The sequence below is a fragment of the Ruegeria sp. EL01 genome (assembly GCF_900313035.1).
Taxonomy (GTDB): Bacteria; Pseudomonadota; Alphaproteobacteria; order Rhodobacterales; family Rhodobacteraceae; genus Ruegeria.
This window is the reverse complement of sequence record NZ_OMPS01000004.1, coordinates 29,374-40,091: the sequence shown is the minus strand read 5'-3', so window position 1 is coordinate 40,091 and position 10,718 is coordinate 29,374. Positions and strand designations below refer to the sequence as shown.

Annotated in this window: 9 protein-coding genes; 4 read left to right on the top strand and 5 right to left on the bottom strand. The window is 55.5% G+C overall.

The features are described from left to right. Window positions 1-15: 15 nt before the first annotated feature. The 3 genes from D9K61_RS03370 to D9K61_RS03360 are packed head-to-tail and all read left to right on the top strand — an operon-like array spanning window position 16 to window position 3,131. Entirely contained in the window at window positions 16-1,098 is a 1,083-nt protein-coding gene (locus D9K61_RS03370; RefSeq protein ID WP_120631844.1) for an ABC transporter permease, read from the top strand. 3 nt (window positions 1,099-1,101) lie between these two features. Beyond that, window positions 1,102-2,022, top strand: a complete 921-nt coding sequence (locus tag D9K61_RS03365) for an ABC transporter permease (protein WP_120631843.1) — start codon at window positions 1,102-1,104, stop codon at window positions 2,020-2,022. 35 nt (window positions 2,023-2,057) lie between these two features. Next, window positions 2,058-3,131 (top strand): BMP family ABC transporter substrate-binding protein, encoded by a 1,074-nt coding sequence (locus tag D9K61_RS03360; RefSeq protein ID WP_120631842.1) that lies wholly within the window; start codon window positions 2,058-2,060, stop codon window positions 3,129-3,131. Between the two features lie 122 nt (window positions 3,132-3,253). Here the strand turns inward: D9K61_RS03360 and D9K61_RS03355 are convergent, their stop codons facing one another. The 3 genes from D9K61_RS03355 to D9K61_RS03345 form a co-directional block, all read right to left on the bottom strand. Next, window positions 3,254-4,030, bottom strand: coding sequence for an ATP-binding cassette domain-containing protein (locus D9K61_RS03355; RefSeq protein ID WP_120632086.1), 777 nt, complete (start codon window positions 4,028-4,030; stop codon window positions 3,254-3,256). Continuing rightward, window positions 4,030-5,103, bottom strand: coding sequence for an ABC transporter permease (locus D9K61_RS03350; protein WP_120631841.1), 1,074 nt, complete (start codon window positions 5,101-5,103; stop codon window positions 4,030-4,032). The genes D9K61_RS03355 and D9K61_RS03350 overlap by 1 nt, the downstream gene beginning before the upstream one ends. Window positions 5,104-5,214: 111 nt before the next feature. Further along, window positions 5,215-6,234, bottom strand: a complete 1,020-nt coding sequence (locus D9K61_RS03345) for a sugar ABC transporter substrate-binding protein (protein ID WP_120632085.1) — start codon at window positions 6,232-6,234, stop codon at window positions 5,215-5,217. A gap of 257 nt (window positions 6,235-6,491) precedes the next feature. Between D9K61_RS03345 and D9K61_RS03340 the strand changes: the two genes are divergently transcribed. Continuing rightward, the gene (locus tag D9K61_RS03340; protein WP_120632084.1) at window positions 6,492-7,616 is read left to right on the top strand and encodes an ROK family transcriptional regulator; all 1,125 of its coding nucleotides are present in this window, start codon (window positions 6,492-6,494) and stop codon (window positions 7,614-7,616) included. A 60-nt stretch (window positions 7,617-7,676) separates the two neighbouring features. Here D9K61_RS03340 and D9K61_RS03335 read toward each other — a convergent pair whose 3' ends face one another. Together D9K61_RS03335 and D9K61_RS03330 are read right to left on the bottom strand one after the other, a co-directional pair. Continuing rightward, entirely contained in the window at window positions 7,677-8,540 is an 864-nt protein-coding gene (locus D9K61_RS03335; RefSeq protein ID WP_162946724.1) for a PP2C family serine/threonine-protein phosphatase, read from the bottom strand. Window positions 8,541-8,798: 258 nt separating this feature from the next. Then, entirely contained in the window at window positions 8,799-10,661 is a 1,863-nt protein-coding gene (locus tag D9K61_RS03330; RefSeq protein WP_120631839.1) for a serine/threonine-protein kinase, read from the bottom strand. Window positions 10,662-10,718 lie beyond the last annotated feature (57 nt).

Below are 10,718 nucleotides of genomic sequence, written 5' to 3'. Positions count from 1 at the left end.
CGGGGGGATGAGCGTGTGATTGTTTTGGAGAAACGGCCTCAGCCGTCCAAGGCGTGGTCCTATGCGACCCCTTTGGTGGCTGTGCTGGCAACGATGATGTTCGGGGGGATCTTGTTCGCCATTTTGGGCAAGAACCCGATTGAGGCCATTGGCACCATCTTCTGGGACCCCCTGTTCGGTGAGTTTGCATTCTATTATCGCCCACAACTGCTGGTGAAAGGTGCGCCTTTGGTGCTGATTGCGATTGGCCTGTCATTGGGTTTTCGCGCCGGCATCTGGAACATCGGTGCCGAGGGGCAATATATCATGGGCGCGATCTTTGGCGCGGGGGCCGGTCTGGCGTTTTATCCGCTGGATGCGTTCTATGTCTTTCCGATCATGGTTCTGGCCGGTGCCTTTGGCGGCTGGCTCTGGGCATCTATTCCGGCCTTTTTGAAGGTGCGATTTGGCACCAACGAAATTCTCGTCTCGCTGATGTTGGTTTACGTGGCCGAGCAGATGTTGGCCTCGGTCTCATTGGGGTTGCTGAAGAACCCCGAAGGGTTCGGCTTTCCCGGATCGCGCAATCTGCAATCCTACGACGCTGCGCATAATGCAGAACTAATCTCCGGGTCGGGCATGCATTGGGGTGTCGTGACAGCCTTGATTGCAGTGATCTTTGCCTATGTTCTACTAAACCGACACATGTTGGGATTCCACATCCGGTTGACAGGCGAAGCGCCACGCGCCGCGAAGTTTGCCGGTGTGAGCCCTGCCCGCTTGATCCTGTTCTGCCTCGGGCTATCGGGCGCGCTGGCGGGGCTGGCAGGCATGTTTGAAGTGTCCGGTCCCTCGGGCGTGGTCAGCATCGATTTCAATGTCGGCTATGGTTTCACCGCGATCATCGTGGCGTTTCTGGGTCGTCTGCATCCGGTGGGTATCCTGCTGGCCGGTGGGTTGATGGCGTTGACCTATATCGGCGGCGAAATTGCGCAATCTCAGCTGGGCTTGCCCGCCGCGGCCATTCAGGTGTTCCAGGGGATGTTGTTGTTCTTCCTGTTGGCCTTCGATCTTTTGACCAATTACCGCATTCGTGCGGCCAGTAGCGAGGTAGCTTGAGCCATGGACCTAGGTGAAATCAATCCCGTTCTACTGGTCGCCTCGTTGATGGTGGCCGCAACCCCGCTGCTGCTGGCCGCCATCGGCGAACTGGTCGTCGAGAAAGCTGGTGTGCTTAACCTTGGTGTCGAAGGCATGATGATCGTTGGCGCGATCAGCGGCTTTGCGATCTCGGTTGAGACAGGCTCGCCCTGGCTGGGATTCGTTGCGGCAGCGGTCGGAGGTGCCGTGTTGTCGTTGCTGTTCGTGCTGCTGACGCAGGTGGCGTTGGCCAATCAGGTTGCCAGCGGGCTGGCGCTTACGTTGTTCGGGTTGGGGTTCAGTGCCCTTCTTGGGCAAGGCTATGTTGGGATTAAACCACCCAGCATGGGTGAAATTCATATCCCGGTGATCAGCGATATCCCGGTGATCGGACCAATCCTGTTCCAGCATGATCCGATCCTATACGTAGGCATCGCGCTAACCGCTACGGTCTGGGCCGTTCTCAAATACACGCGCGCTGGCCTTGTGCTGCGCGCAGTAGGTGAGAACCACGATGCCGCCCATGCACTGGGCTACAAAGTTATCAAGATCCGCGTCATGGCGATCATGTTCGGTGGCGCCTGCGCTGGCTTAGGCGGCGCTTACATCAGCCTGATCCGTGTGCCGCAATGGACCGAGGGTATGACGGCCGGTGTCGGCTGGATCGCGCTGGCACTGGTTGTCTTTGCCAGCTGGAAACCATGGCGCGCGCTTTTGGGTGCTTATTTGTTTGGCGGAATCACAGTCTTGCAGCTTAACCTGCAAGCAGCGGGCGTTGCCATTCCAGTCGAGTATCTGGCAATGTCACCCTACATCATCACGATCCTTGTGCTTGTGATCCTTTCGGCCGACAAGAGCAGCGCACCTGCCTCACTTGGCCGAATTTTCCACGCCTCGCACTAGACGGGGCCAAATGAACCAACTTGGGGAGTAACTACATGAAATTCACATCACTTCTGGCAAGCGCCGCCATGGCGCTGGGTCTGGCCTCGGGTGCCATGGCCGAAGACAAAACCAAGGTCGGCTTTGTCTATGTCGGTCCTGTCGGCGATGGCGGCTGGACCTATGAGCACGACAAAGGTCGTCTGGCCGTCGAGGAACATTTCGGCGACAAGGTCGAGACTGTGTTTGTTGAATCGGTGCCCGAAGGCCCGGATGCCGAACGCGTAATGACTCAGATGGCGTTGGAAGGTGCGGACCTGATCTTTACCACTTCGTTCGGCTACATGGACCCGACCATCAACGTGGCCAAGAAATTCCCGGATGTAAAGTTCGAGCATGCGACCGGCTACAAGACGGCTGACAATGTCTCGGTCTATTCGGCCCGCTTTTACGAAGGCCGCGCCGTGCAGGGGCACATCGCAGGTAAGATGACCGAGTCGAACATCATCGGCTATATCGGGTCTTACCCGATCCCCGAAGTGATCCGTGGCATCAATTCGGCGTATATCCACGCCAAAAAGGTGAACCCGGATGTCGAGTTCAAGATCATCTGGGCCTATACGTGGTTCGACCCAGCGAAAGAGGCTGATGCAGCCTCGGTTCTGATCGAACAGGGCGCAGACGTGATCCTGCAGCACACAGACTCGACGGCGCCGCAAGCGGCTGCGCAAGAGGCCGGCAACGTGATCACCTTTGGTCAGGCCTCGGACATGAGCGAGTACGCTCCGATGCCGCGCGTCAGCTCGATCATCGACAACTGGGCACCTTACTACATTGCGCGCACGCAAGCCGTGATGGATGGCAGCTGGGCAACCGCGAACACCTGGGACGGTATTGGCCCGGGTATGGTCGAGATTGGTGAAATCTCGGACGCGGTTCCGGCGGACATCAAAGAAGAAGCACTGGCGATGGCAGCAGCCCTTGCTGATGGCAGCTATCATCCCTTCACCGGCCCGCTAAAAAAGCAGGACGGTAGCGACTGGCTGGCGGAAGGTGAGACCGCAGATGACGGCACATTGGCCGGCATGAACTTTTATGTTGAAGGGCTGGAAGGCGAAATCCCGCAGTAAAGCCTGTAGAAGCGCTAAACTAGGAATGCCCGCATCACTCATGCGGGCATTTTTTGTCGTCAGAGGATTGGACCCCAATGTGCGGCTACAACCGTGATTTGGCGATCAGACCTGCCGCGCCCTCACGCCGCCTGGGGTTCGGCCGGTGGTTCTTTTGCGCCTGTCATAAAGGCCACGGCATCAGACATCGTGTAGTCCTTGGGATCGATGACGCATAGCCGTTTGCCCAACCTGTGCACGTGTATACGATCCGCAACCTCAAAAACATGCGGCATGTTATGGCTGATCAGGATGATCGGAATGCCGCGCGATTTCACATCGATTATCAGCTCCAACACCCGGCGGCTTTCTTTCACGCCCAGCGCCGCAGTTGGTTCATCAAGAATGATCACCTTGGACCCGAATGCGGCAGCACGTGCGACCGCAACACCTTGACGCTGACCGCCCGACAGGGTCTCGACCGCCTGATTGATGTTTTGGATCGTCATCAAGCCCAGTTCGCTTAACTTGTCTCGGGCGAATTTTTCCATCGCAGGCCGATCAAGCATTCTGAAAACTGAACCCAGCGGGCCTTTTCGGCGAATTTCCCTGCCCATGAAAATGTTGTCCGCGATGGAAAGTGCCGGAGACATGGCCAGCGTTTGATACACGGTCTCGATCCCTGCTTCCCGTGCATCAATCGGGGAATGAAAGTTCACCTTCTGACCCTCAAGCCAGACCTCACCTTCGTCGGGGGCCACCGCGCCCGACACCGCCTTGATCAGCGTCGATTTTCCGGCACCGTTGTCCCCGATCACAGCCAGGATTTCCCCTGGCATCAGGTCAAAGTCACACTGATCGAGCGCGGTTACCTTGCCATAGCGCTTGACTAGGTTCCTTCCTTTGAGAATGGGTTCCATCAGGCTGCTACCTTTCTGATCCACTGGTCGACGGCCACCGCTGCAATGATGAGAATACCGATCAACAGGAAGGTCCATTGCGCATCAGCCCCGAGCAGGCGCAAGCCAAGCGTGAACACCCCGACAATCAACGCCCCAAACAGCGATCCGAGGATCGACCCGCGACCGCCAAACAGCGAGATGCCACCAATCACAACCGCCGTAATGCTTTCGATATTGGCCAACTGCCCTGACGTCGGGGATACCGACCCGATACGCCCAATCAGGGCCCAACCCGCAAAGGCGCAAATCAGCCCCGATAACATGTAGACTGACATCAGCGTTCGGTGGACGTTGACCCCCGAAAGCTCAGCCGCCTCTGGGTCATCGCCAACTGCGTAAACATGCCGTCCCCAGGCCGTATGGCGCAACGCGTAGGAGAGGACAAGGATGAGCAAAAGCATGAACAACACACCAACAGTAAACACTGCCCCACCCACATTAAATTTGGTTCCGAACAGCTGCAAAATGGGTGCGTTGGTTTCGATGTCCTGCGACCGGATCGTTTCATTTTGAGAATACAGAAAGTTCGCTGCCAACACGATTTGCCACATGCCAAGTGTCACGATGAAGGGTGGCAGCTTGATGCGGCTGATGAGAAATCCGTTCACCGCACCGAAAGCGGTACCAGCGGCTAGCCCGCACAGGATCGCAACAGAAGGCGGCAGCCCGTAGCGGAAGGTGAATTGCCCCATGACAACCGAAGACATCACCATAATTGCACCGACGCTCAGGTCGATACCCGCCGTCAGGATCACAAGACTTTGGGCTGCAGCAACGATGCCGACAATCTGAACCTGTTGCAGGATCAGGGTCAGCGCGAAAGGTGAGAAGAATTTTGCGCCGAGCAAAAGTCCGAACACAACAATAGCTGCAACAAGCACGATCAACGGAACCAGGGACGGGTTCACATGCAAAAAGTGCTGAACCGTCCCAACAAAACCACGGTGATGGTCGTCAAACTCGGCGACTTGTTCCGGGCTGCCCGCTGCTGCGGCCTCGAAGTCATCGGTTTGTTGCGAAGTCTCGGACATTAAGATTCCCCCAAGCGTCAAGCGTCCGTCTACGGACCACTTTAGCAAGTTTTTGGGTGAGAGGGTGGTTTGGTGTCAGGAGGCCGCATTTGCAGCCTCCTGCAGATTACTTTAGCCCCAGCAGAGGTCCATACCTTCTTTCACTGAAATGGACTCAACGCCATCAGCGGCCTGATCCGTCACAAGTGCAACACCGGTGTCATAGAAGTCTTTTCCCGGCGTGTTTTCAGGCTTAACGCCCTCGTCCGCCCACTTCTTGACCGCCTCAACGCCCAGAGACGCCATCAAAAGCGGGTATTGCTGCGAGGTTGCCCCGATCACACCGTCAGCAACGTTTTGAACGCCCGGGCAGCCACCGTCGACTGAGACGATCAGCACATCATTCTCGCGACCAATGGCCTTCAGCGCTTCATAGGCACCGGCGGCGGCAGGTTCGTTGATCGTGTGGACAACATTGATCGTCGGGTCCTTGGCCAGAAGGTTCTCCATCGCGCGGCGACCGCCCTCTTCGTTGCCTGCGGTAACGTCACTGCCGACAAGGCGTGCATCATCTTCATCGCCGATGACGTTCGGGTCTGCAAGATCAACGCCAAACCCTTGCAGAAAGCCCTGATTGCGAAGCACATCCACAGTGGGTTGGCTGACCGCAAGGTCCAGTGTGGCGATTTTGGCATCATTTGCGGCATCCCCGAGGGACGCTTTTGCCCATTGACCGATCAGCAACCCAGCCAGGAAGTTGTCAGTGGCAAATGTCGCATCGGCCGAGTCAATTGGTTCCAGCGGCGTATCCAGCGCAATCACCAGCAGACCTGCGTCGCGTGCCTGTTGCACAGCCGGAACAATTGAAGAAGTGTCCGACGCGGTCAGCAGAATGCCTTTGGCGCCATCCAGAATACAGGTCTCGATCGCCTGTACCTGGGTCTCGTGATCGCCATCGACCTTGCCTGCAAATGCCTTGAGCGTCATTCCCAGTTCTTCAGCCTTGGCTGTAGCGCCTTCCTTCATTTTGACAAAGAAGGGGTTGGTGTCAGTTTTGGTGATCAGGCAAACAGTTTCGCCTTCTGCCATCGCACTACCGGCCATGGCAGTTACAGCCAGCGCCGAAGCACCCGCAAGATTCGCAAGTTTCATCAGTAATCCTCCCAGTTTCTCCCATGCCCGCAGGGGCATACGGGTGATCGGGTGGATAACGACCCGACCCCACACGAAAAATCATCTTGAGATTCGGTATTTTTGTCAATAAATAAATCACTCTTAATTATTATTGACAGGTCGAGGCGCGGATCACATTGTTAAGCGAGGGAGGGCCAGCGTTGCCTGTGGACTTGAAGCAAGACGACACGCCATCAGATCGGGTTTCTGACGTGCGCGGCACCAACCAAAGCGGCATGCGCGCGCGCAATGAACGGCTTGTTTTGTCGCTTGTCAGACGACATCAGGCGCTGGCCAAATCCGAGATCGCGCGCATGACGGGGCTTTCGGCGCAAACAGTTTCAGTCATCATGCGCCAGCTGGAAAAAGACGGGCTGTTGCTGCGAGGTGAACCGATCCGCGGGAAAGTCGGACAGCCCTCAGTTCCAATGCGGCTGAACCCCGAAGGGGCATTGTTTCTGGGTCTGAAAATTGGACGCCGTAGCACTGAACTGGTTTTGACTGACTTTCTGGGCAATGTCCGCCAGCGTGAAAGACGGACTTATGACTATCCAACTCCTGTCGCGACGCTGGATTTCGCACGCGAAGCGCTTGACAAAATGCTGTCCGGTCTGCCCCCACTCGAACAAAACAGAGTTTCAGGTTTGGGGATCGCGATGCCCTATTTTCTTTGGGACTGGGCCCAGACGCTGCAGGTATCTCAGGAAGAAATGGATCCATGGCGCACAGCGGATATCAAAGCGACCCTAGCCTCGATTTATGACTTTCCGGTTTTCCTGCAAAACGACGCAACGGCGGCCTGCGGGGCAGAACTGGTTTTTGGTCCCGCAGAAGGTCCGCGAGATTTTCTATACTTCTACGTCGGCTACTTCATCGGCGGAGGCGTGGTTTTGAACAGATCAATCTTTTCTGGACGAGGAAATGCGGGCGCTTTGGGGCCGCTGCCCGTCCCGACGGAAACAGGTCAGGTAAAGCCCTTGATCGACGTGGCCAGCCTTTATGTCCTTGAACGATCGATTGCAGGCAGCGGTGATGCTGCCAACTTGATGTGGGAATCGACGAACCGATGGGACGTACCAGACACTCATCTGAGCAACTGGTTGCAACAAGCGTCGTTTGGGTTGGCCTATGCCATCGCCTCGTCTTGCAGTGTTATCGATTTCGAATGCGTGAAAATAGACGGTTGGATGCCGCCGGACATCAAAACCCGACTTATTGAAGAGATCGAAGCGCAGTTGTCCTGCATCAATCTAACGGGTCTGGATCGACCGGAAATTCATGCCGGATCTGTTGGGCCGGACGCCCGCTCACTTGGTGCGGCGAGCTTGCCTCTTTCAGAGAAATACCTCGTAGAAGCCTGATTTCCAGGTCATTTCAACCAAATTCAGGCAGCAGGGCCGGCGCCACCGGGCAGCAGAATGTCACTCACCAATCTTGATTACGGAAAGGGCGAAGTTATCCTGATCGGGCGCCTCCAGGTCCTCTAGCGCTCTGACAAGTCTTGCAACAATCGTTTCACTTCTGTGTGGCTGATTGCCAGCCACGATGGATTGGATTTCTTCTTCGCTCAGGAATTGCAGACCATCCGTGGCCGCTATCAAGATATCGCCGGGCTCAAGATGGGATGCGTGTTCCGGGCAGTCGATTTTTGGGATGTCGCCCCCCATGATGACAGACGTCAGAGTGTTTCGGTCAGGGTGTTCATCGGCGCTTTGCTGATCCAGCATGCCCAGTTTCACCATCATGTCGATCTGAGGTGCCATCGAGTGATCTTCATTCAGCTGACATAACTCTCCGTCACGCAGGCGGTACAGCGGCGAATCTCCAATGGACATCCAGAAGGCCCGCGTACCGATCAACACGAGCGCCAAAAGGGTTGCCCCCATACCTTTGGTCTCAGAATACCGGCTAACAACCTCGCTCAAACAGCCGTTCGCTTCCTCGGCTGCTTTCAGAAGGCATTCTCGAACTTCGGCGTCCGAGGACAGGCAATTCAAACCAGAAAACTTCCAGTATTTGAACACTTCAGTGGCCACAATTTTAGACGCGATATCCCCGGCGGCATGACCACCCATACCGTCAGACACGACCACGATACCGGTATCGGAACCGACGGGGCAATCCATCAGGATCGCGTCCTCTTGATAGTCACGCTGTCCTTTATCAATAGCGGTCGCCATATCAATCCGAGGGACAGATTGCCCCCAAATTTTTTGCCCCTTCACTTTTTCTAATTGCACCATCAGCTTTTCTGAGTAGGGATCTAACAAGTTCTTCAAGTTCATGTGTCTACCCGCGGCGAAGTTTCCTAGAGGCTTCTTGGTTTGGAACGCTCCCAATTTCAAAACCCCTGCGCGCGCTCGCGTGCTCTGCGCTTGAACAGGGCTGTTTGACGAGTCGGGGTCCTGCCCATTCGCGTTAGTTGGATTCGAACGCTTTTCAGCACCCAAAGTGTTCCGGCGATCTTTAAAAACACGGTTCGAAGTCATTCGACCTCCTATCCACCTTCAGCTAGATTGCGGTTTCCTCTTTGAATTCGGGCTTTACGGCGCAAGCGGCAGTTCAACGGCCTTCAACTCGCCATTGCGGGCGATCGTTAACTGCGCCGTTTCCTCTCCATTTTCACCCAATGCCTCAAAGGTCTTTTTAATCGCATTCTGACCTTCAAAGGGAATCTTGGAAGCGGCTTCCGACACAACGACGTCACCGACGCGCAAAGACGAAATAGCCGATGGGGATCGGGACACTTTTGTGATCCATTTGTCGTCGCCGATGCTAACCGTCATAAACTGCACACCATTTGTCAGTTCGGTGACCTTGCCGGTGCGGACGGTCAAATTCTGTTCAACAACGGGGCCGTCTGTCGCGGTTTTAACCCTCATTTCGACCAGCTTCTCACCCGTGCTAGAGACATCCGATTTTGACTGGATCGCACGAATGATTGACGCATCATCCACGACCAGATGGCCGTTGACCGAATAGATGATCGTGCCGGATTTCAGCCAGTCCGTTGCGTTTTGATCCAGGTCCGACCGGACCAAGGTGACCATCGAAAAACTACCTTGTGGCTGCGCTGTCGTAACGGTTGCAAACGGCAGATCAACCGCCTGCCCCGACCAACCAATCCAATTGGTTGCCGAAGCAGCCGGTGTTACGGCGGTCTCCGATACTGCGACCTCCTCTGCCGCAGGTTCTATTTCTACTGCGGCGTCTGCGACAGTTGCGGTTTCCTGATCCGGTGTTTCCACCGCAACCGCGCTTTCCTCCGCCAAAGGCGCCACCGCCGGGGTCGTGATATTGGCCACATCCGCTTCCGTCGAATCTGGAGTGCCGCCTTGCATGACGAAAAATCCAACACCGCCAATCACCGCAGCAACAACAAGTGCGACAAGAGCAACAGGTTTGGAACCGCCACTGCGCTCGGACTTCTTGTTCACTTCAACGGTATCACTGACCTCTTTGACATCTGTGGGTACCACCTTCGTTTCGACCGGCATCTTTTCATTCAGCGCATCCAGCCACTCCTGTACGGACTGGAACCTGTCCGCGGGTGGAATGCTCAGCGCCCGATCAAGTGACCTTAGGAAAGACGGGCGATAACCTTCTATTGCGCCTTCCAGCGGCTTATAGGTGTCGGCTCCGTTCTGAGCCAAGCCGGCCAACCGTGCCTGACTGTCGTCCGGCGCGTTTCCCTTGATGACGTGGTAGAATGTGGCTGCCAGCGCATACAGATCGCTGGACTGATCCTGCTCTCCTCCCTGCAGATAAAACTCCTGTGGCGAGTAACCTTCTTTGACGACACGCAGCATCGACATGGCCCGGTCAGATTTAGCTTCGCTTTCTCGGGCGGCACCAAAATCGATGACAACAGGTTCACCTTTTTTGTTGATCAATATGTTGTCCGGAGAAATATCCCGGTGAAGCATTCCGTTGCTGTGAATGAAACCCACCGCTTCGAGCGTCTGGCGCAACATTTTCTCAACTTCATCCGGCGGGATATTGTCGCGCTCTTCAATCGTGTCCAGCAGATCCTGACCTTCGATGAAGTCAATCGCCATGTATGCCGTTTCATTGTCCCGAAAAACCTGATGAACGCCTGCGATGTTTGGATGAGCAAGTTTGGACTGGTTGCGGGCCTCTTTTTCAAAAGACCTTACAAGCGCCTCGTAGGATGAGACATGCGACTGCGAACGAGGGCGTACCGCCGTTTCGCTTCTTCGGCAAATTGCCTCGGGGAAGCACTCTTTAATCACAACAGTTCGTTCGAGGCTGTCCTTGGCAAGATACGTGATGCCGAACCCGCCACTGTTCAGAAAACGGATGATTGTATACTGACCGGATAACAGCTGAGTTCCCGGAGCAAGTTCATCTTGAAACTGCTGGCTAGTGTGAACTGGTTGTACCATGAATAATCGTTACCTTACTTTGGCCAGGTTACTCTGTGTCTGGCCCTTGTTTTGTCA

Excerpts from the sequence above, each read along its gene's own strand:
- D9K61_RS03350 (WP_120631841.1), bottom strand. The coding sequence starts at position 5,103 with ATGTCCGAGACTTCGCAACAAACCGATGACTTCGAGGCCGCAGCAGCG.
- D9K61_RS03360 (WP_120631842.1), top strand. The coding sequence starts at position 2,058 with ATGAAATTCACATCACTTCTGGCAAGCGCCGCCATGGCGCTGGGTCTG.
- D9K61_RS03335 (WP_162946724.1), bottom strand. The coding sequence starts at position 8,540 with ATGAACTTGAAGAACTTGTTAGATCCCTACTCAGAAAAGCTGATGGTG.
- D9K61_RS03355 (WP_120632086.1), bottom strand. The coding sequence starts at position 4,030 with ATGGAACCCATTCTCAAAGGAAGGAACCTAGTCAAGCGCTATGGCAAG.
- D9K61_RS03330 (WP_120631839.1), bottom strand. The coding sequence starts at position 10,661 with ATGGTACAACCAGTTCACACTAGCCAGCAGTTTCAAGATGAACTTGCT.
- D9K61_RS03365 (WP_120631843.1), top strand. The coding sequence starts at position 1,102 with ATGGACCTAGGTGAAATCAATCCCGTTCTACTGGTCGCCTCGTTGATG.
- D9K61_RS03340 (WP_120632084.1), top strand. The coding sequence starts at position 6,492 with ATGCGCGCGCGCAATGAACGGCTTGTTTTGTCGCTTGTCAGACGACAT.
- D9K61_RS03345 (WP_120632085.1), bottom strand. The coding sequence starts at position 6,234 with ATGAAACTTGCGAATCTTGCGGGTGCTTCGGCGCTGGCTGTAACTGCC.